This is a genomic window from Jiella flava, assembly GCF_017349315.1.
GTDB classification, from domain to species: Bacteria; Pseudomonadota; Alphaproteobacteria; order Rhizobiales; family Rhizobiaceae; genus Jiella; species Jiella flava.
Map to the genome: position 1 here is coordinate 559,866 of NZ_JAFMPP010000001.1, position 20,938 is coordinate 580,803.

The 20,938-nt window shown below is 64.1% G+C and carries 20 protein-coding genes; 12 read left to right on the forward strand and 8 right to left on the reverse strand.

Annotated features, from left to right (window positions below):
* Positions 1-37: 37 nt before the first annotated feature.
* The 6 genes from accD to J1C48_RS02490 all read right to left on the reverse strand — a co-directional run bounded on the left by accD (position 38) and on the right by J1C48_RS02490 (position 8,426).
* Positions 38-1,006: an acetyl-CoA carboxylase, carboxyltransferase subunit beta gene (gene accD / locus J1C48_RS02465; RefSeq protein WP_207256051.1), complete on the reverse strand. Its 969-nt coding sequence runs from the start codon at positions 1,004-1,006 to the stop codon at positions 38-40.
* A 67-nt stretch (positions 1,007-1,073) separates the two neighbouring features.
* Positions 1,074-1,904, reverse strand: a complete 831-nt coding sequence (gene trpA / locus J1C48_RS02470) for a tryptophan synthase subunit alpha (protein ID WP_207256052.1) — start codon at positions 1,902-1,904, stop codon at positions 1,074-1,076.
* 254 nt (positions 1,905-2,158) lie between these two features.
* On the reverse strand, positions 2,159-2,485 hold the full coding sequence (gene cutA, locus J1C48_RS02475; protein ID WP_207256053.1) for a divalent-cation tolerance protein CutA: 327 nt from the start codon (positions 2,483-2,485) through the stop codon (positions 2,159-2,161).
* Between the two features lie 234 nt (positions 2,486-2,719).
* A complete protein-coding gene (trpB, locus tag J1C48_RS02480; protein WP_207256054.1) occupies positions 2,720-3,937 on the reverse strand; it encodes a tryptophan synthase subunit beta in 1,218 nt (405 codons plus the stop codon).
* Entirely contained in the window at positions 3,934-4,611 is a 678-nt protein-coding gene (locus J1C48_RS02485; protein ID WP_207256055.1) for a phosphoribosylanthranilate isomerase, read from the reverse strand. The genes trpB and J1C48_RS02485 overlap by 4 nt, the downstream gene beginning before the upstream one ends.
* Before the next feature lie 125 nt (positions 4,612-4,736).
* Positions 4,737-8,426, reverse strand: coding sequence for a hydantoinase B/oxoprolinase family protein (locus J1C48_RS02490; protein ID WP_207256056.1), 3,690 nt, complete (start codon positions 8,424-8,426; stop codon positions 4,737-4,739).
* 123 nt (positions 8,427-8,549) lie between these two features.
* Between J1C48_RS02490 and J1C48_RS02495 the strand changes: the two genes are divergently transcribed.
* The 7 genes from J1C48_RS02495 (at position 8,550) to J1C48_RS02525 (ending at position 14,547) form a co-directional block, all read left to right on the forward strand.
* Positions 8,550-9,527, forward strand: coding sequence for a TRAP transporter substrate-binding protein (locus J1C48_RS02495; RefSeq protein ID WP_231081531.1), 978 nt, complete (start codon positions 8,550-8,552; stop codon positions 9,525-9,527).
* 152 nt (positions 9,528-9,679) lie between these two features.
* A complete protein-coding gene (locus J1C48_RS02500) occupies positions 9,680-10,216 on the forward strand; it encodes a TRAP transporter small permease (protein ID WP_207256057.1) in 537 nt (178 codons plus the stop codon).
* Positions 10,216-11,523: a TRAP transporter large permease gene (locus J1C48_RS02505; RefSeq protein ID WP_207256058.1), complete on the forward strand. Its 1,308-nt coding sequence runs from the start codon at positions 10,216-10,218 to the stop codon at positions 11,521-11,523. Before J1C48_RS02500 ends, J1C48_RS02505 begins: the two co-directional genes overlap by 1 nt.
* 2 nt (positions 11,524-11,525) lie before the next feature.
* Positions 11,526-12,059: a winged helix DNA-binding protein gene (locus J1C48_RS02510; protein WP_207256059.1), complete on the forward strand. Its 534-nt coding sequence runs from the start codon at positions 11,526-11,528 to the stop codon at positions 12,057-12,059.
* A 192-nt stretch (positions 12,060-12,251) separates the two neighbouring features.
* A complete protein-coding gene (locus tag J1C48_RS02515; RefSeq protein ID WP_207256060.1) occupies positions 12,252-12,938 on the forward strand; it encodes an SOS response-associated peptidase in 687 nt (228 codons plus the stop codon).
* A 206-nt stretch (positions 12,939-13,144) separates the two neighbouring features.
* Complete coding sequence (locus tag J1C48_RS02520; RefSeq protein ID WP_207256061.1) at positions 13,145-13,759, forward strand: glutathione S-transferase family protein; 615 nt, start codon at positions 13,145-13,147, stop codon at positions 13,757-13,759.
* Positions 13,760-13,932: 173 nt separating this feature from the next.
* Positions 13,933-14,547 (forward strand): pyridoxamine 5'-phosphate oxidase family protein, encoded by a 615-nt coding sequence (locus tag J1C48_RS02525; protein ID WP_207256062.1) that lies wholly within the window; start codon positions 13,933-13,935, stop codon positions 14,545-14,547.
* A 31-nt stretch (positions 14,548-14,578) separates the two neighbouring features.
* Here J1C48_RS02525 and J1C48_RS02530 read toward each other — a convergent pair whose 3' ends face one another.
* The gene (locus J1C48_RS02530; RefSeq protein WP_207256063.1) at positions 14,579-14,944 is read right to left on the reverse strand and encodes a gamma-butyrobetaine hydroxylase family protein; all 366 of its coding nucleotides are present in this window, start codon (positions 14,942-14,944) and stop codon (positions 14,579-14,581) included.
* A gap of 160 nt (positions 14,945-15,104) precedes the next feature.
* On the opposite strand from J1C48_RS02530, the gene moaA reads away from it, so the two are divergent.
* Entirely contained in the window at positions 15,105-16,154 is a 1,050-nt protein-coding gene (gene moaA, locus J1C48_RS02535) for a GTP 3',8-cyclase MoaA (RefSeq protein WP_207256064.1), read from the forward strand.
* 196 nt (positions 16,155-16,350) lie between these two features.
* On the opposite strand, the gene J1C48_RS02540 is transcribed toward moaA, so the two are convergent.
* Positions 16,351-16,749 (reverse strand): hypothetical protein, encoded by a 399-nt coding sequence (locus J1C48_RS02540; protein WP_207256065.1) that lies wholly within the window; start codon positions 16,747-16,749, stop codon positions 16,351-16,353.
* A 688-nt stretch (positions 16,750-17,437) separates the two neighbouring features.
* Here J1C48_RS02540 and mobA point away from each other — a divergent pair.
* From mobA to J1C48_RS02560, 4 genes are all read left to right on the forward strand, one after another.
* The gene (mobA, locus tag J1C48_RS02545; RefSeq protein WP_207256066.1) at positions 17,438-18,064 is read left to right on the forward strand and encodes a molybdenum cofactor guanylyltransferase; all 627 of its coding nucleotides are present in this window, start codon (positions 17,438-17,440) and stop codon (positions 18,062-18,064) included.
* 177 nt (positions 18,065-18,241) lie between these two features.
* Positions 18,242-19,054, forward strand: coding sequence for an ABC transporter substrate-binding protein (locus J1C48_RS02550; protein ID WP_207256067.1), 813 nt, complete (start codon positions 18,242-18,244; stop codon positions 19,052-19,054).
* A gap of 127 nt (positions 19,055-19,181) precedes the next feature.
* Positions 19,182-19,892 (forward strand): ABC transporter permease, encoded by a 711-nt coding sequence (locus J1C48_RS02555; RefSeq protein WP_207256068.1) that lies wholly within the window; start codon positions 19,182-19,184, stop codon positions 19,890-19,892.
* The gene (locus J1C48_RS02560) at positions 19,889-20,701 is read left to right on the forward strand and encodes an ABC transporter permease subunit (protein WP_207256069.1); all 813 of its coding nucleotides are present in this window, start codon (positions 19,889-19,891) and stop codon (positions 20,699-20,701) included. Before J1C48_RS02555 ends, J1C48_RS02560 begins: the two co-directional genes overlap by 4 nt.
* The last annotated feature ends 237 nt before the right edge of the window (positions 20,702-20,938 follow it).

Below are 20,938 nucleotides of genomic sequence, written 5' to 3' on the forward strand. Positions count from 1 at the left end.
TTACGCCAGCGCTTGTCCGGATGCAAAAGGAAACGCGTCAGGCCGCAGGTGCGGCCTCGTCGTGTTGCCCATCCTCGGCAGCTTCAGCATCCTTGGCCGGCGTCGCGGCCTCCCAAGCTTCCGACGCATCCGGCAACAGGCCGGCGACGGGTTCGGCCGGCGTTTTGGTCAAAAGCTTCAGAAGCGTCGCGATCTTGCTCTTCAGCTCATGGCGATGGACGACCATGTCGACCATGCCGTGCTCCATCAGATATTCGGCGCGCTGGAAGCCTTCGGGAAGCTTCTCGCGGATCGTCTGCTCAATGACGCGGGCCCCGGCAAAGCCGATCACCGCGCCCGGCTCTGCAATATGGACATCGCCGAGCATGGCATAAGAGGCGGAGACGCCGCCGGCCGTCGGGTTGGTGAGGACGACGATATAGGGCAGCCCCGCCTCTTTCAGCATTTCCAGCGCGACCGTGGTGCGCGGCAGCTGCATCAGCGACAAAATGCCCTCCTGCATGCGGGCCCCGCCCGAGGCCGAAAACAGCACCAGCGGGCGCCGGTCGGCGATCGCGGCCTCGAAGCCCGTGATGATCGCCTCGCCCGCGGCCATGCCGAGCGAACCGCCCATAAAGGCGAAATCCTGCACCGTCGCGACGATCGGCAGGCCCTCGATCGCCCCCTTGGCGACGATCACGGCATCGTCCACCTCGGCTTTGACGCGGTTTTCCTTCAGCCGGTCGACATAGCGCTTCTGATCGCGAAACTTCAGCGGGTCATGGGCTGCCGTCGGCAGATCGAGGAGGTCGTAGGCGCCATCATCGAAGAAATGATTGAGCCGATCCTTCGCCCGGATCCGCATGTGGAATCCGGACGACGGGACCACCCACTGGTTCGCTTCCAGATCCTTATGGAAGACCATCTCACCGGTCTCGGGACATTTGATCCAGAGATTTTCGGGCGTCTGCCGGGCGGCCAGCAGGCTGGAGATCTTCGGGCGGACGTAGTTGGTGATCCAGTTCACGGCAGGTACTGTCTTTCGCAGGTTCGGAACTTAGCGCGGCGTCGGTTCACGGCAGATGGCGGCTGGCTCAAGCCTTCGCAAGGCTGACGGATCTGACGCCCGCGGCCATGTCGGAGACGATCTTGGTGACAGCGCTCACCGCCGCCGTGCCGCCGCCGGTCTCCAGGCTCGACTCGATCGCCGCGACGAGGGCCGAGCCGACGACGACGCCATCGGCATTGCGGCCGATCTCGGCCGCCTGCTCCGCGGTTCTGACGCCGAAGCCGACGCAGACCGGCAGATCGGTATGACGTTTGATCCGGTCGACCGCCGCCGCGACCTTGCCGGCATCGGGCGCGGCCGATCCGGTGATGCCGGTGATCGAGACGTAATAGACGAAGCCGGAGGTGTTCTGCAAAACCGTCGGCAGGCGCTTGTCGTCGGTGGTGGGCGTGGCGAGCCGGATGAAATTCAACCCGGCATTCAGCGCCGGCAGGCAGAGCTCGCTGTCCATCTCCGGCGGCAGGTCGACGACGATCAGCCCGTCGACGCCAACCTTCAGCGCGTCGGCGACGAAGGCCTCAACGCCGTAGATGTAGATCGGATTGAAATAGCCCATCAAAATGATCGGCGTCGTATCGTCCACTTGGCGAAACTCGGACACCAGTGCCAGCGTCTTGTTCAGACTGGCGCCAGCCTTCAGCGCCCGCAGCCCGGCCTTCTGAATCGCCGGCCCGTCGGCCATCGGATCGGAAAACGGCATGCCGAGCTCGATGACGTCAGCGCCAGCCGCAGGCAACGCCTTGACGATGTCGAGCGCCGTCTCATGGTCCGGATCGCCCGCCATGACGAAGGTGACGAGGGCCGGACGGTTGTCGTCCTTCAGACGCGAAAAACGGGCTTCGATACGGGTCGTCATGGTGAGCTTTCGAACGGGGCACCGGACGTGCGGCAGTGGCAAGGCGACCGAGTTTTAGACTTTCGGCAACGATTGCCGCGTTCCTTACGCCATCCACCAAGGCTCTGCCAAGCGCCAAGGCGGGCTGATGACGTCCCGGAGCGGGCCCACCGCGCGGACGCGCCAAACGCGTCTGCGACAGCGTTCCTCCGCAATTCGGAAGCGGCCTTCTGAACCATCCTGGGCCCGCCCGTCTGGCATCGGGTCCGCAGCGCTCAGGCCGGACGGCAGGACTCATCGACCCAGGCCGCCGTCGCCGCGTCGACGAGATCGACCTTAAACCCGAAGATCGCCGGCGTCTCGTAAGGATGGATCTCGCGGATCGCGGCTGCGGCCGCATCGAAGAGATCAGCACGGGTCTTGGCAGTCAACAGCCACTCGTCCTGCCGCTCCTGCTTGCCCTTCCAATGAAAGCGGCTGTCCATTTCCTTGATCGGCATGTTGCAGCAAGCGGCGAGCCTATCGTCGAGCAGCCGGTGGGCGATCTCGCGCGCGTCGAGCAGTGACGGACAGGTGACGTGGATCTCGATAACTTCGGTCATAAGCGCCCTTTCCCTCCGCGGATGATCGCATTAACATCGTGCCGAAGCGGCGCCGTCGCGGCCAATCCTGCGACCGCCCGGCCCGCTGATCCCAAACCGGCAGGATCTCCAACCGGCCCTGGCCGACCCTGCAGATGATCACGAACGGCGTTCTGGCAATGACCCTCTCGCGCGTGGGCGGTCAGGCGCGACAAACCCGGTGCGATCGCCCGCCCGCCGGATCGCTCGCCGTGCTTAAAGATTCATCCCGAGATGCTTGGCGACTGTGTGGACGTCCTTGTCGCCCCGGCCGCACAGATTCATCACGATGATCTGGTCCTTGCCCATGGTCGGTGCGCGCTTGATCACCTCGGCGAGCGCATGGGACGGCTCCAGGGCCGGGATGATGCCTTCGGTGCGGGTCAGCATCTGGAAGGCCTTCAGCGCCTCCTCGTCCATGATCGGCACATATTCGACCCGGCCGGTGTCCTTCAGATAGGAATGCTCCGGCCCGATACCCGGATAATCCAGACCGGCCGAGATCGAGTGGCCTTCCTTGATCTGGCCGTCGCCATCCTGGAGCAGATAGGTGCGGTTGCCGTGCAGGACGCCCGGTGAGCCGGCGGTCAGCGAGGCGCAATGCTCTTCGCCGTCGAGCCCCTTGCCACCCGCCTCGACGCCGACGATCGCGACATCCTTGTCGTCGAGGAAGGGATGGAACAGACCGATCGCATTGGACCCCCCGCCGACGGCGGCGACCAGCATGTCCGGCAGCCGGCCTTCGATCGCCAGGATCTGCTCCTTGGCTTCCTTGCCGATGACGCTCTGGAATTCGCGCACCAGCTCCGGATAGGGATGCGGGCCGGCGGCCGTACCAATCAGGTAATAGGTCGATTCGACATTGGTCACCCAGTCGCGCAGGGCCTCGTTCATCGCGTCCTTGAGCGTGCCGTGGCCGGCGGTGACCGGGATCACCTCGGCGCCCAAAAGCTTCATGCGGAAGACGTTCGGCGCCTGCCGCTCGACATCGGTCGCGCCCATATAGACGACGCAGGGCAGACCGAAACGCGCGCAGACCGTCGCCGTCGCCACGCCATGCTGGCCGGCGCCGGTCTCGGCGATGATCCGGGTCTTGCCCATCTTGCGGGCCAAGAGGATCTGGCCAAGACAATTGTTGATCTTGTGCGAACCGGTGTGGTTCAGCTCGTCGCGCTTGAAATAGATCTTCGCGCCGCCGAGCTCCTCGGTCAGCCGCTCGGCGAAATAGAGCGGCGACGGGCGGCCGGTGTAATGGCTGTTGAGGCCGTCGAGTTCGGCCTTGAAGGCGGGATCGCCCTGCGCCGTCTTCCAGGCCTCTTCGAGATCGAGAATCAGCGGCATCAAGGTTTCAGCGACGAAACGACCGCCGAACAATCCGAAACGACCGTCCTCGTCGGGACCGGCGCGGAAGGAGTTGGGCTCAATCTGGTTCATAAGGCACTGGCCTTTCTGCTGTCTGTGTCCGCGGCGATGTCGTCCAGCGCGTCGAAGAAGGCGTGGATGCGGGTGATGTCCTTGATGCCCGGAGCGCTCTCGACGCCGGAAGAAACGTCGATCCCGGCGGGGTGCGCGATGCGCAGTGCCTCGCCGACATTGGCCGCGTCGAGGCCGCCCGACAAGATATAGGAAATCTCCGGGTCGAGCAGGGCCAGCAGCGTCCAGTCGAAGGACACGCCGTTGCCGCCCGGAAGCTGCGATCCTTTTGGACGCTTGGAATCGAGAAGAAGCCGGTCAGCGACACCGCGATAGGTGGCGACCGCATCGAGATCAGCGCGTTCGGCGATCGAGAGGGCCTTCATCACCTTGATGCCAGTCGCAGCTCTGACCGCCGCAACGCGCTCCGGCGTCTCCCTGCCGTGGAGCTGCAAGCAATCGGGCCGAACCTCGTTGGCCATGCGATCGACCAACGCGTCATCCGGATCGACGCTGACGATCACCGTCTCGGCCCGGCCGTCGACGCGGCGCACGAGATCGGCCATCGGCGCGATCTCCAAATGCCGCGGGCTCTTGGCGAAATGAATGAAGCCAACATGGCTCGCCCCGCGCGTGAGCGCGGCCTCGAGGGTCTCGGGCGTCGACAGCCCGCAGATTTTGACGTCGATCTTCATGGCCGTTCAAGTGGCATCAAAGCGGCGCGATGTCGAGAGCCGCGCCGCCCGAAGTCGTCGTTGCCGGACGCCATGCCGCCGGGCCTCGAACCGAAGATTCGAAAGCCGCCGGGCACCGGCTGCCGTCAGTTGGACGGGCCGTAGCCGCCCGGCGTCGGCGTCGTGACGATCACCGCCTCGCCGGCTTTGAGGACGGTCTGGTCGCAGCCGGCAAGTTCCTCCAACGAGCCATCGAGACGCCGCACCTCGGTGCGGCCCAGCTCGCCCGGCGCGCCGCCGGCAATCCCCTTGGGCGGCTGGGTGCGGTGGGAGGAGAGGATCGCGCAGTCCATCTCCTTCAAGAACCGGATGGTGCGCTTGGTGCCGTCGCCGCCGCGCTTTTCGCCGACGCCGCCCGAGCCGGGGCGAATGTGGAAGTCCTCCAGCACCACCGGATAGCGCATTTCGAGGATTTCCGGATCGGTCAGCCGCGAATTGGTCATGTGGACATGAACGCCGGACGTGCCGGCAAAGCTCTCGCCGGCATTCGTGCGGCCGGCCGGCGAACCGGAGCAGATCGTCTCGTAATACTGGTAGCGCTCGTCGCCGAAGGTGAGATTGTTCATCGTCCCTTCCGAGTTCGACAGCGCCTCGAAGGCGCCGAACAACGCGTTGGTGACGTGCTGGGAGGTCTCGACATTGCCGGCGACGACGGCCGCCGGATAGTGCGGCTTCAGCATCGAGCCTTCCGGCACGAGGATCGTCACCGGTTTGAGGCAGCCGGCATTCATCGGGATCGGCTTTTCCACCATCACCCGGAAGACATAGAGGACCGCTGCCCGGGTCACCGGCTCGGGGGCATTGAAATTGTTGTCGATCGACGGCGACGTGCCGGTGAAATCGACCGTCGCCTGGCGGGCCTCGCGATCGACGGTGATCCTGACCTTGATCTCCTGACCGGAATCGGTCGGATAGGAGTATTCGCAGTCGGCGAGCGTCGCGATCAACTCGCGCACCGCCTCGGCGGCGTTATCTTGAACGAAATCCATATAGGCGCGCACGGTATCGAGGCCGAAGCTCTCGACCATCCGCCGCAGTTCGGCGACACCCTTCTCGTTCGCCGCGATCTGCGCCTTGAGGTCGGCGACATTCTGATCCGGATTGCGCGCCGGATAGGGATGATCGGTGAGGACACGCCGCAGCGCGTCCTCTTGGAAGGCGCCCCGGTCGACAAGCTTCAAATTGTCGATCAGCACGCCCTCTTCGTCAACCTTGGTGGCGCGCGGGGTCATCGAGCCCGGCGCGATGCCGCCGATATCGGCATGGTGGCCGCGCGAGGCGACATAAAACAGGATCGACGTCTGCGCATCGTCAAAGACCGGCGTCACCACGGTGATGTCCGGCAGATGGGTGCCGCCATTATAGGGGGCGTTGAGGGCAAAGACGTCGCCGGGGCGGATCGCCCCCGCATTCTGAGCGATGATCGCTTCGACCGAGCGATCCATCGAACCAAGATGCACCGGCATATGCGGGGCGTTGGCGACCAGCGCCCCTTTGGCGTCGAACACCGCGCAGGAAAAATCGAGCCGTTCCTTGATGTTCACGGACGAGGCGGTGTTCTGCAGTGTCACGCCCATCTGCTCGGCGATCGACATGAACAGGTTGTTGAACACTTCAAGCAGCACCGGATCGGCGCCCTCGCCGTCGTGCCCGCTCGCCGTGCCAAGCGCCGCCAGCCGCGGCTTTTTTTCGATGCGGGTCAACAACACGTCGTCGCGCGGCGTCGCTTGCGCCGCCCAGCCGGGCTCGACGACGATGGTCTGGTTCGGCTCGACGATCAGCGCCGGGCCTGTCACCGCGGCGCCGGGACAAAAATTCTCCCGCCGAATGATCGTTGCCTCGCGCTCCGCCCCGCCGGTGAAGAAACGGCCGGTCGCGGCGCTGAGCGATGCCTCGCCGGTTTCGGCTGTTGCGGCCTCGTCCGCGCTCTCCTTCGGCATCTCGCTGGTTTCCACCGACACCGTCTCCACGGTGATCGAACGCCCCGGATAGACGAAGCCGAACTGCGCCTTGTGGGCGGCCTCAAAGCCCTGGCGCGCCGCTGCGAGATCGCCGTCATAGACGACCGGCAAGGTGGTGTCGGTGCCGTCGTAGCGCAGCTGCAAAAGCACGTCGGTGTGGTGCCCGCCGGGGGCAACGCCCTGGGCCTCGACATCGGCGGCCGTCTCCGCCTTCAACCGGTCGGCCAGGGCCGCGATTGCGGCAATCGAACTCTCTGCAAGCTCGGCGACGAGGGCCTGCGAGCGGCTGGCAAACAGCGATGACAGGCCGATGCCATAGGCCGACAAGAGGCCCGACATCGGATGGACGAGGACGCTTTCCATCGCCAAGGCGTCGGCGACGAGACAGGCGTGCTGGCCGCCGGCGCCGCCGAAGGAATTGAGCAGATATTGGGAGACGTCGTAGCCGCGTTGGACCGAGATCTTCTTGACCGCATTCGCCATGTTCTCGACGGCGATGGTCAAGAACCCTTCGGCGATCGCTTCGGGCGAACGCCCGTCGCCGAGCGAGCGGGCGAGATCCTGAAACTTCTCGCGCACCACCTGAGCGTCGAGCGGTTGATCCTGGTTCGGCCCGAAGACCGCCGGAAACAGCTCCGGCTTCAGCTTGCCGAGCATCACATTGGCGTCGGTCACGGTGAGCGGGCCGCCTTTGCCGTAGGCTGCAGGGCCCGGATGGGCGCCGGCCGAGGCCGGGCCGACCTGGAAGCGGCCCTGATCGACGGCCAGGATCGAACCGCCGCCCGCCGCGACCGTGTGGATGCGCAGCATAGGCGCGCGAATGCGCACGCCGGCGACCTCCGAATCGAGCGCCCGCTCATAGGCGCCGGCATAATGGGTGACGTCGGTCGAGGTGCCCCCCATGTCGAAGCCGATCACCCTGTCAAAACCGGCCGCCTTCGCACTCTCGGCCATCCCGACGACGCCGCCCGCCGGCCCGGACAGGATCGCGTCCTTGCCCTGGAACATCTCGGCCGCCGTCAGCCCGCCGGAGGACATCATGAATTGCAAGGAAGGCGCCGCCGCATCCCCGGTCTCGGCGCCGAGCGCCTTCGCCACCTTGTCGACATAGCGCCTGAGGATCGGCGTCAGATAAGCATCGACCACTGTCGTATCACCGCGCCCGACGAGCTTGACCAGCGGCGAGACCTCGTGACTGACCGAAATCTGCTGGAAGCCCGCCGCCTCGGCCAAACCCTTGGCGGCCTGTTCGTGCTCTGGAAAGCGCCAGGCATGCATGAAGACGATGGCGACCGCGTCAATGCCGTCGGCCTTTGCCGCCTGCAGTGCATGGCGCGTCGCCGCCTCATCGAGGTCGACCTCCACCGTGCCGTCGGCAAGCACCCGCTCCGGGATCTCGACCACCCGCTCATAGAGCTGCTCGGGGAGAATGATCTCCTTCGCAAAGATGTCCGGCCGGGCCTGATAGGCGATCTTCAACGCATCGTGAAAGCCGCGGGTGATCAAAAGCAGGGTCCGGTCGCCCTTGCGCTCCAACAGCGCGTTGGTCGCAACCGTGGTGCCCATGCGCACCGTGCCGATCCGCCCGGGCGGGATCGCGTCGCCAGCGGGAACGCCAAGGGTCTGCCGAATTCCCTCCAAAGCGGCATCATCATAGGCGCCGGGATTTTCCGACAGGAGCTTCTTGGGATGCAGCGAGCCGTCCGGCGCCTTGCCGATGATGTCGGTGAAGGTGCCGCCGCGATCGATGAAGAAATCCCAGCGCGCATGCTGATCCGCGACAGCGTTCGAGAGCGACTGATTGCCTGCCTGCATGATGGGCATCCTGCCTACTTGTTGAACATTTACTGATAAATTATCGACAGATTACCAGTGAATTTGACTATACGCAAATTCCGTGGAAGTCTTCTCGGATCGAACCTAAAATGGGAGATCGCCGTGAAGCACTTGCCCACCCTGTTCCTGACGGCCGCCGCCATGATCCTGCCGTCGATCGCCAGCGCCCAGACGGCCTGGGACATGCCGACGCCCTATCCGGAAGGGAACTTCCACGAAAAGAACATCGCGACCTTCGTCGAAGAGGTGAACAAGGACGCCGGCGATGCGGTAAAGATCACCGTTCATCCGAACCAGTCGCTGATCAAACACGCCGACATCAAGAACGCGGTGCGCGACGGCATCGTGCCGATCGGCGAACTCCTGGCCTCGCGGCTCTCGAACGAGGATCCGATCTTCGGGGTCGATTCCGTGCCGTTCCTAGCGACTAGCGACGATCAGGCCTGGAAGCTCTATCAGGCGCAAAAGCCGTTCATGGAAAAGGCGCTGAAGCGGCAGGGGCTGAAGCTGTTGTTCTCGGTGGCCTGGCCACCCCAGGGGCTCTACACCAAGGAGCCGGTGACCAAGATGTCCGAGCTCGAAGGCAAGAGCTTCCGCGCCTACAACAAGTTCACCGAGGAGCTTGCCAAAGACGCCGGGATGATCCCGACCCAGGTCGAGCAGGCCGACGTTCCGACGGCCTTTTCCACCGGCCGTGTCGCCGTAATGATGACCTCACCTTCGACCGGGGTCGACACCAAGGCGTGGGACTATCTCTCCCACTACTATCTTTTGAATGCCTGGCGGCCGCGCAACATCGTGGTGGTCAACGAACAGGCCTTCGAATCCCTGCCGAAAACGGCGCAGGAGGTCATTCTCAAGGCTTCGGCGGAAGCCGAAAAGCGCGGCTGGAAGGCCTCCGAGGAGGAGACCAAGCGCACCACCGCCCTGCTTGAGAAGAATGGCATCAAGGTCGAACAGCCCTCCGCCGATCTGAAGGCGAGCTTCGAAAAGATCGGCCAGACGATGACCGAAGCCTGGAAAAAGAGCGCCGGCAGCGACGGCGAAGCGCTTTTGAAGGCCTATGACGGCGGCAAGTAATCGGCCGCCGAAGCAATCCCGGCCCGCGCGCTTGCCCTGGATAGACGCGCGGGCCTGACCTCGGACGACGCCGGAGCAACTGGCAGGCGCCGAACCGCCCGCCTTCACCGGACCCGATACGGGTTTAACCACAGCCAGCACAGCGAGGTTTGATGCGACGCGCTCTCGAAACGCTTTATCGCACCGCGGGATGGCTGGCGGCGCTTTGCCTCGTCGCCATCCTGGTTCTCGTTTCCCTGCAGATCGGCGCGCGGCTGCTCGATTGGGCGCTGACCGTTGCCGGGGCGCAGGCGACGGGCTTTTCCGTGCCGGGTCTAGCGCAGATCGGCGGCTTCCTGCTGGGCGCCTCGACCTTCCTTGCTCTTGCCGACACGCTGGCGAAAAACGTCCACATCCGGGTCGATCTCGCCACCCAGCGCCTGCCGGCCCGGCTCCGCCAGATCGTTGATGGGCTCGTCGCCCTGCTCGGCGCCGCGCTGTCGGGCTTTGCCACCTATGCGCTCGCCGCATTCGCGATGAAGAGCTTCGCTTATGGCGACGTCTCCTACGGCCTGGTCGCCACGCCGCTCGTCATCCCACAAGGCTGTCTCGCCTTCGGCCTCCTCGTTTTCACCATCGCGCTTATCGACGAGGCCGTCCTCGCCTTCCAGGGCGAAGACCGCATCCAGGGTAGCGGGGAGAGCATCTGATGGACATGTTCACCCTCTCGATCCTGCTCGTCGTCGTTCTCTTCGGCGCCCTCGCGCTCGGCCTCTGGGTGGCCCTCGCCCTGACGCTGACCGCACTGGCTGCCCTGTTGACCCGGCCGGTGCTGCCGGACGCGCAGATCCTCGCCACCTCGTTCTGGTCGGCCTCGACCTCCTGGGATCTGACGGCCCTGCCGATGTTCATCTGGATGGGCGAGATCCTGTTTCGCTCTCGCCTGTCCGACGATCTCTTCGCCGGTCTCGCCCCCTTGATGCGCCGCCTGCCCGGCCGCCTCGTCCACGTCAACATCGTCGGCTGCGCGATCTTCGCGGCGATCTCCGGCTCCTCGGCCGCCACCACCCAGACCATCGGCAAGATTTCGCTGCCGGAGCTGAAGGCCCGCGGCTACGACGAAACCATCGCCATCGGCTCGCTCGCCGGCTCGGGCACGCTGGGCCTGTTGATCCCGCCTTCGATTATCCTGATCGTCTATGGTGCGGCCGTCGAACAGTCGATCTCGCGGCTGTTCATCGCCGGCGTCCTGCCCGGCATCGTCTTGGCCTTGCTGTTCATGGGCTATGTCGCCCTCGTCTCGACGCTCAAACCGGAGCTGATGCCGCAGGACGCCGACGTCATCGTTGAGGAAAGCCGCCTAGCCTCGCTGCTCCGGATCGCCCCGGCGGTGCTGCTCATTCTCGGCGTCATCGGCTCGATCTATGGCGGCATCGCCTCGCCGACCGAGGCCGCCGTCATCGGCGTCGTCCTGGCGCTGATCATCGCCCGGGCGCAGGGCGGCCTGTCCTTCGCCGCCTTAAAGGACGGCCTCATCGCCGCGACCCGGGTCTCGGCGATGATCACCTTCATCCTCGCCGGCGCCGCCTTGGTGACGACCGCCATGGGCTTCACCGGCCTGCCGCGCGAGCTGGCGAGCTGGATCGGCTCGCTCGGCCTGTCACCCTATGCCCTCCTCGTTGCCTTGACGATTTTCTTCATGGTGCTCGGCTGCTTCCTCGACGGGATCTCGATGGTCGTCCTGACCACCTCGGTGATCATGCCGCTGGTGCAGCAGGCGGGCTTCGACCTCGTCTGGTTCGGCATCTATCTCGTCATCGTCGTCGAAATGGCGCAGATCACCCCGCCCGTCGGCTTCAACCTCTTCGTCATTCAGGGGTTGACCGGCCAGAACATCTTCAAGATCGCCGGGGCGACGGCGCCGTTCTTCGCCATTCTGGCGCTGATGGTGCTGCTGCTTGCGCTCTTCCCTGATCTCGCGCTGTTCCTGCCGCGCACCATGTTTGCCGGGAGCTAACGATGGCAGCGACAACCTCTGAGGCCGGCCAGTCCATCGGCCCGATCGTCTCCTCCTCGCATCTGGCCGATGGCGCGGTGCCTGCCCTGTCCGAGGTTGAGTTCGGCATGATCCTCTCCGGCCACGCCTTCGAACGCTGGATGGTGCGCTGCATGACGGCGGCCGGCGAACCCGGTCTGACGGCGACCGAAATTCTGGTGCTGCACGCCGTTACCCATCGCGGCAAGCCCAAGCGCCTGGCCGATATCTGCCTGGTGCTCGGCATCGAGGACACCCATCTCGTCACCTACGCCATCAAGAAGCTCGAGGCCAAAGCCCTGGTGATGCGCGAGAAGACCGGCAAGGAGCGTCTCGTCCAAGTGAGCCCGTCCGGCAAGCGGGCCTGCCAACGTTATCGCGACCTGCGCGAAAAGATCCTCATCGAGGGCATTGCCGAGCTTGGCCTGTCGGCGGAGCGCATGTCGGACATCGCCCATCTGTTGCGCCTGCTCTCCGGCCACTACGACCAGGCGGCGCGAACGGCGGCAAGTCTGTAAGCTCGCAGCGCCTGGCGAAGAAAGGTATTGTGATTTGCGAGACAGCCCCGGCAGGGACGACCCCTTTCTGCTGTTCCAATCTTTGGCGGCGATCGCGGCGTCGATTGAGACGCGCTAACACACCACGCGTCCGAGCGGACGTGCTTCATCGACGATATGAAGCGCACCGTCGCCAGTCGAAGGAAGGCGGGAATGTGCAATCTTTATTCGGTCACGACCGGCCAGCAGGCGATCCGCGATTTCACCGATGCGGCGCGCGATACCACCGGCAACCTGCCGCCGCTGCCGGGCATCTTTCCCGATACCGAGGCGCCGGTGGTGCGAACCGTCGAGGGGGCGCGCGAGCTGACGATGATGCGCTGGGGCATGCCCTCGCCGGCCTTCGTGACCGCGGCGCGCAAGGCCGATTCCGGCGTCACCAACATCCGCAACATCCAGAGCGCCCATTGGCGCCCGTTTCTGTCGACCGCCCATCGCTGCGTCGTGCCCTTCACCAGCTTTTGCGAATATGCCGACCGCGGCGATCAGAAGCATCCGGTGTGGTTCGCCTTGTCCGAGAACCGTCCGCTTGCCGTCTTCGCCGGCCTGTGGACCCAGTGGACCGGCGTGCGCAAGGTCAAGGAGGGGCCGGTGACGGTGAACCTCTTCGGCTTTCTCACCTGCGCGCCGAATGCCGAGGTCGGCCGCGTGCACCCCAAGGCGATGCCGGTGATCCTCACCGAACCCGCCGAGATCGATCGCTGGCTCGATGGACCTTGGGAAGACGCCGCGCGCCTGCAACGCCCATTGCCCGACGGCACGCTGACGATCGTCGCAGAAGGTGCGCGACAAGCGAGCGGCGAATTGGCGCAGGGACCGGCTCAACTGACACTTTTCTGATGGCCGGACGGCGGCTGACCCCTTCAAAATATCGCGGCCGATTGAACTCGCCGGGTCATCCTCGACATGATATTCACTTTTTGTTCTATGGCATCGGCGCGAAAATCGGAATCGATTTTCGGCAAGCGCGATGCATCGATTGAAAGAGTGAGAGCGTCCTGTCTGCGTCCGATCGGACGCAGGGTCTCTAATCGGGAGGAATTCGCATGTTGGGCCGTTACAAGCTTTATTTCAAACCACAAACCCGCGCCTTTGTGGCCCGGTGGATGCTGGAAGAGGTGCAGGCCGACTACGAACTGGCGGCCATCGATTTAGAGGCGGGCGAGAACCGCGCGCCGGCGTTTCTCGCCATCAATCCGATGGGCAAAGTGCCGACGCTGATCTTGCCCGACGGCACGGTCATGACCGAAAGCGCGGCGATTCTCGCCCATCTCGCCGACTGCTTTCCCGAGGCGTCCCTGGCGCCTGAGATCGGGACGAGCGCGCGGGCCATTTATTATCGCTGGCTCTTCTTCGCTCCCTCATGTCTCGAACCCGCGACGGTCGACGTGATGATGCGCAAGGATTCTGAGCCTTTGCCGAAGCATGCCGTCGGTTGGGGCAGCTACGACGATGTCGTCGATACGGTCGAGGGCCAGCTCGACAGGGCTGCCTACGTCACCGGCGAGACCTTTACGGCCGCAGACCTCGCCGTCGGGGCGGCGCTTTGGTGGATGACGCAATTCGGCGCCCCGCGGATGGCGCAAAGTCAGGCCATTCAGAGCTTCATCGGACGCGTGACGGCACGGGACGCCTTCAAGCGCGCCCAGGCGGCGGTCTGAATGTCATCCGATCGGCCAGGCGGCCAAGCTCGGTGAGCGCGGCCGATCGCCCATAACCGGGGGCTCGGCTGCTCCAACTCGGCCTGATTGTCTTCGTGACGCATCACGCGTTGACAGGATAGGTCGCGAAGCGCATCGAAGCCGGACAGCCCATCAAGCATCGGAATTTGGCGATGAGCGACACCCTCATCCGATCGATCGATCAGCTCGAAGCGCTTTATGGTGAGCCTCTCGCCCCGTCGCTCGCCAAGGTCGCCGATCACCTGACACCCCATTACCGCGCCCTCGTCGAGGCCTCACCCTTCGTGCTGGTCGCCAGCGTCGGCCCCGAAGGGCTCGACTGTTCGCCCCGAGGCGATCCGGCCGGTTTCGTCGCCATCGATGATGAGGCAACGCTGCTCCTGCCCGACCGGCTGGGCAACAACCGCGCCGATACGCTGAAAAACATCGTGCGCGATCCGCGTGTCGCCCTGCTCTTCCTGATTCCCGGCATCGGCGAGACCTTGCGGGTCAACGGCCGGGCCGAGATCGACATCGCATCGGCGCTGCTGGAGCGTTTCGCAATCAACGGCAAGCGGCCGCGCAGCGTCATCCGGATTCGTATCGAGACGGTCTATTTCCAGTGCCAGAAGGCGCTGGTGCGCTCGCGCCTGTGGGATGCGAGCCGCCACGTCGACCGCAAATCACTGCCGAGCGCCGGCGACATGCTGGCCGAGCGCATGGCAGGCTTCGACGGCGCGAGCTACGACGCCCATTATCCCGAGCGGCTCAAGCAGACGATTTATTGAGCCGGGCTGGCCGGCTCCGCGGGCGATCCACTCAGGCGTCCCGCTTCAGGCCCTTGGCCGCCAGCTCGTCCAGATAGCCCTGCCAGCGCGCCTCCGCCTCACGGCCGAGTTCGGACAGATAGGTCCAGGAATACAGCCCGCTGTCATGGCCATCGGAGAACACGATCCTGACGGCATAATGGCCGATCGGCTGAAGGTCGGCGATCGTCACGGCCCTCTTGCCGGACACGGTCTTGCGGTCGGCCTCCGAATGGCCCCGCACCTCCGCCGACGGCGACAGGACGCGCAACATCTCGGCGGAGAATTCGTCCCGCGCCCCGTCCACCCAGGTGACGGACAGACGAGCGCGATCTTTAGCCACACGCAGCTCGCTCGGCGCTTCGATTTTCGTGCTCATCGCCTCCATCGCCCCTTTTCCCGGCGCACGGCCGAAACGTCGATATACCATTTTCCAATGACTTGATCGAAGCTGGCCGCTTGACCCTATCCTTGCGCAATTCCACATTCGCAACCAGCATTGCAAGCCGACGATCCGCTGGAAGGACGCATTTTCGAGTATGGCGATTGCCCGTGACGTGTTGGACCGCCCGGGAGCGACGCGCGCTCCGACGACCGAGATGATCGATCCGTTCGGCCGGGCAGTCACCTATCTGAGGGTGTCGGTCACCGATCGCTGCGACTTCCGATGCGTCTACTGTATGGCGGAAAACATGACCTTCCTGCCAAGGCAGGATCTTCTGACCCTCGAAGAGCTTGACCGGCTGTGCACCGCCTTTGTCGAAAAGGGTGTGCGCAAGCTGCGGCTGACCGGTGGCGAGCCGCTGGTCCGGCGCAACATCATGCATCTGATCCACGCTTTGTCGCGCCATCTGCGAAGCGGCGCCATCGACGAGTTGACGCTGACCACCAACGGCTCCCAGCTGGCGCGCTTTGCGGATGAACTCGGCGATTGCGGCGTCGAGCGGATCAATGTGTCCCTCGACACGATGGATCCCGACAAGTTCAAGGCGATCACCCGCTGGGGCGATTTTGCCAAGGTGATGGCCGGCATTCGGGCCGCCCAGGCGGCCGGCATCCGAATCAAGCTCAACGCCGTCGCGCTGAAAGGTTTCAATGATACCGAAATCCCGGCGATGGTTGAATGGGCCCATGGCGAGGGCATGGATCTCACCTTGATCGAGACCATGCCGCTCGGCGAGATCGAAGGCGACCGCACCGACCAGTATCTGCCGTTGTCAGAGGTTCGCGCCAATCTGGCGGAACGCTTCACCCTGACCGACATCCCTGACAAGACCGGCGGCCCGGCCCGCTATGTCGCGGTCGAGGAGACCGGCGGCAAGCTCGGTTTCATCACGCCGCTCACCCATAATTTCTGCGAAAGCTGCAACCGCGTTCGTCTGACCTGCACCGGCACGCTTTACATGTGCCTCGGTCAGGAGGATGCCGCCGACCTTCGGACGCCGCTGAGGGCCAGCGAGAGCAATGCATTGCTGTCGAATGCCATCGACGAGGCGATCGGCCGCAAACCGAAGGGACATGATTTCATCATCGACCGGGCGACGCGCAAACCCGCGCTGTCCCGGCATATGAGCGTGACCGGGGGATAGACATGTCGCACGCTCGACGCGCGCGTCCTCTGATTGAGTCTCCGCACCGTGCTTTTCGAAAATCGGTTGCGACGTGCGGACCGATGCTGGAGACAGCGGGCAGCGACCTTGCCACGACGAGGCTGTGTGGCCCGTCCGGCGCCGGACGCGCCGGACGCGCCGGCTGCCAAGGCCTGCCCTGCGCACGGCTTGGTCCTTATGCCGTTCGGGCCGGACGCCAGGGATGGATCTCAGCCCGGGGATCCGCCTTGTCCTCGCGGCCTTCGCCGTCCTTCGACCGATGACCCGCTCGCGACAGAGCCTCGATGAGATCGCGGATTTCATCCCAGTCGCGCCCGCGGCTCGGCACCGGAGAAAGGAGGGGTAAGGCTTTCGCCAACTCGGGATCGGTATCGGATCGCGGCGCCTCGGTGGAGACCGGCGCGGCGAGTTTCGGCAGCGAGGCGCGCAACGCCAAGGAAAGCCGATCGGCATGCGGATCGAGATCACCTGCCGCTCCGGGCAAGGCGCGCCGACGGGTCTCCTCGGCCGCGATCAGCGCGTCGAGCGCGCGGCTCATGCCGGAGACCATCGCCGGACCGCCGCCGACGACCACGGTTGAATCGCCGGACCCATCGTCTTCTCGGGAGGACGAAGACGGGGCGCGGTCGGCCGAAGCGGCGTCGGCCCAGCCCCTATCCGCGTCATCCTCCGATCGGCCGCGCGGCGGCTTTCGGCGTGAACGCTGATCGTCGTCGATCACGGGTCTTCGCCGGCTGTCGGAGTACCCCCCCAACAAGGCCGTCATAGCAGAAAAGTTGAACCCCATCTCCATCACCTCCAAAACCGGGGCTGAATGAAGATGATGGCGCAGAGAATCTGCGATTCTCTTTGCGGAAGACCTTGTATTTGATGAAATATGATTCAAAGTCGCCCCCCCCCGGCGAGCGACAGTCCAACCAACGACCAGCGTTTATTCTTCGAGCGACGGTCCGCTCGCGAGGAATGGCACCCCTTGACTCGCAACGCCTTGCCTCGGCGCGCCCTGCCGACATCGTCGTTCCAAACGACCTGCGGCATCGCCATCGCCCATCAATTGGAGCGCCCTACGTCCGATCGGACGCAGAGAGGTCGCTCTCACCCTTGGAATCGACGCATCGTGCTTTGCCGAAAATCGATTCCGATTTTCGGGCCGGTGCTGTAAAGATTCCATCCATGACACGATCCGAGGATGGACTTGCCGCACCCGAAGGGCTCGCCGCGCTCATCGTCGCCTTGTCGGCCCCACGCGTTGTCCGTCCGGCATGACGCCCGCCGGACTGATCCTGGCCGGTGGACATGGCAGCCGCATGGGCGGCGCGGTTCCCAAGCCGCTCACCCTGCTGGCAGGCCGGCCGCTGATTGGCCACATCGTCGACCGGCTGGGCGACACGGTGAAACCGCTCTTGATCGCCGCGCCGACCGGCCAAGGGTTCGAGCGTTTCGCGCGACCGCTCGCGCCCGATCTGCGGCCCGGCCTGCCCGGCCCGCTCGCCGGGATCGAAGCCGGGCTCGCCGCGTTGACGACGCTGAAGGATGCGCCACGCCATTTGCTGGTGACACCCGGCGACGCGCCGTTTCTGCCCCGCGATCTCGCGTCGCAACTGACCGCCGCGCCCGACGATCAGCCGATCATCGCCCAGTTCGAAAACCGGCTGCAGCCGGCGACGGGCCTATGGCCGCTGGGCATTTTGCCGAAGCTGAGCGCTTGGCTTGATGCCGACCAGCCGCTGGCGATCCTCGCCTTTCTTGACTCGGCCGGCTTTGTCAGCGTCTCGATCGGACCACAGGACGATGCGCCGGACGGCGATCCGTTCTTCAACGTCAATACGCCCGACGATCTCGCCACGGCCCAGAAGTTCATCGGCGGAACAGCCGCCAAGGGACTTTAACATATCGCGAAATCAGCCTGATCAACCACATGTGGCGCTTGATTTCACGGTTGCGTTTCGCGTCTAAAAAGTGGCAGCATGCTATCGAGAAAAGCCTGCCCATTTGCGTGGCAGATTCCCTGTTGTGCATTGAAGGCAAAGGATAAAATACCCGGTTCCCGACGAAAAGAGGTCTCCATGCGTCTCGTCCATACTATCGCTCTTGCGGCCGCCGTCTCGGCAATACTGGCCGGTTCAGCCGTGGCTCAGGAAAGCGACGCCGGCAAGGACTGGTCGACGGTCAAAATCGGCACGGAAGGCGCCTATCCTCCGTTCAACTTTCTCGACGCCGGCGGCAATCTGAAAGGCTTTGACGTCGATATCGCCCAGGCGCTATGCGACCACATGAAGGTCAAATGCACCTTTGTCACCCAGGATTGGGACGGGATGATCCCGGCGCTCAAAAACAGCAATTTCGACGCGATCGCCGCGTCCATGTCGATCACCCCGGAGCGCGAGAAGCAGATCACCTTCTCCAACAAATACTATCAGACCCCGCCGGCCATCGCCGTGCCGAAGGACTCCGACATCAAGGAAGCCACCGATACGGCGCTGAAGGGCAAAACGATTGGCGCCCAGGTTTCCACCACCCATGCCCAGGCGGCTCAGGCCCTGTTTCCCGACGCCGACATCAAGCAGTATCCGACCGCCGAGGAATACAAGCTCGACATCGAGAACGGCCGTCTCGACGCGGTGATGGACGACGTGGTCGTGTTGACCGAATGGGTGAAAAGCAAAGAGGGCGCCTGCTGCAAGATCCTTGGCACCCTGCCGGCCGATCCGAAGATCTACGGCAAAGGCGTCGGCATCGGCCTGCGTCAGGGCGACGACAAGCTGAAGGCCATGTTCAACAAGGCGATCGTCGCGATCCGCCAGGACGGCACCTATAAGAAAATCCAAGACAAATATTTCGACTTCGACGTCTATGGCGCAGAGCCGACCGCGCAATGACCGATAACCCGAGCTGAGGGATGAGAAGGCCGCCGGTGCGATCGCCGGCGGCTTTTTTGCGCTTGTCTCGGCCCGTCGATAGAGGGAAAGCCTCCGTCTCACGCATGGACAACGGCGAACAGATCGCATGAACGACTATTTCACCCTTCTGGGTTTCGGGCCGACCGGCTGGGGCGACGATCTGGCCAGAGGCGCCGTCGTCACCGTCTCGCTGTCGCTGGCCACTTTGCCGATCGGCCTTTGCCTTGGCTTCCTTCTCTCCTTGGCCAAGCAGTCTGAAGACATGCTGCTCAAGCTGTCGGCCGACATTTTCACCACGATCTTTCGCGGCCTGCCGGAACTGTTGACGCTGTTCCTGGTCTATTTCGGCGTCAACGCGGCGCTGCGATCGTTCTCCGAGGCGACCGGCCTGCCGGACCTTGCGTTGTCGAGTTTCGTCTCCGGCATGACGGCGCTCGGCGTCGTCTTCTCGGCCTTTGCCAGCGAGGTGTTTCTCTCGGCCTTTCGCGGCATTCCACACGGCCAAAGCGAGGCCGGCCTCGCGCTCGGCCTTGGCCGGGCCAAGGTGATGCTTCTCGTCATCCTGCCGCAGTTGATCAAGATCGCCCTGCCAGGTCTCGCCAATTTGTGGATGAGCCTTTTGAAAGACACGGCCCTCGTATCGGTGATTGGCCTGGCGGATATTCTACGCCAGGCCAGCATCGCTGCCCGAGTGTCGCGCGAGCCGTTCCTGTTCTTCGGCTCGGCGATCGTCCTCTATCTCGTGCTGACGATCCTCTCCTCGATCGCACTTGGCGGTATCGATCGCTGGACCAAGCGTGGGGAGGCCGCCCAGTGAGCGGCAACCATCCATTCATCGCCGCCCCCATTGCGCCGCGCCAACCCCTGAAGATCGCCGGGTTGATCGCCATCGGCGTGTGGATCGCGGCGGCGATCGCCTTCGCCGTCTATTTTACCCATGTCTTCGACGCCACGCTGATTGAGCGTTTCGGCTGGTCCTATCTCTCCGGCCTTTGGGTCACCGTTTCGCTGGTGACGGTCTCCTTCCTCTGCGGCGCAATCGTCTCGCTGCCGGTGGCGCTCGGGCGGATGGCCACCAACAAGCTGGCGCGCGGGCTCGCCTTTGCCTTCGTCTATTTCTTCCGCGGCACCCCGCTGATCGCCCAAATCTTCCTGGTCTATTACGGCTTTGGCGAGTTTCGCGGCTTCTTCGAGAGCATCGGCCTCTGGTGGTTCTTCCGCGAGGCCTGGTATTGTGGCCTGTTCTCCCTGGCACTGAACACCGCGGCCTATCAGGCCGAAATCTTGCGCGGCGCGATCGAGAGCGTACCGAAAGGCCAATGGGAGGGCGGCCGCTCGCTGGGGCTTTCCCGCACCGTGATCTTCTTCAAGATCGTCATTCCGCAGGCAATGGTGGTGGCCCTTCGCCCCTATGCCAACGAGATCATTCTGATGATCAAGGCCTCAGCGATCGTTGCGATCATCACCGTCTACGACCTGTTTGGCGAAACCCGGCAGGCCTATTCCCGCACCTACGACTTCCAGACCTATGTCTGGGCGGCGCTGCTTTATCTCGCCTTGGTCGAAGCTCTTAGACATCTCACCAATTTCGCCGAGCGGCGGCTCACCCGCCATCTGCGCCGCTGACGGGCGGCGGCCTGATCGCTCGGGCCGTTGCATCATGCATCAGCCATGAGGAATGAATCGTTCCGAGTGATCGAACCCGCTGGTCATGAGTCTTGTCGCGCAAAAATGCGCATCTCGCGTAGATGACGAACACAATTCGGGGGAATTGCGCGCGAGAAAGTTGGGCCATTCGGCGGCAATTGCACAAATTCAGGCAAGAATGCGGCGCAAAATTCACGATTTCGAAAACAACTACGG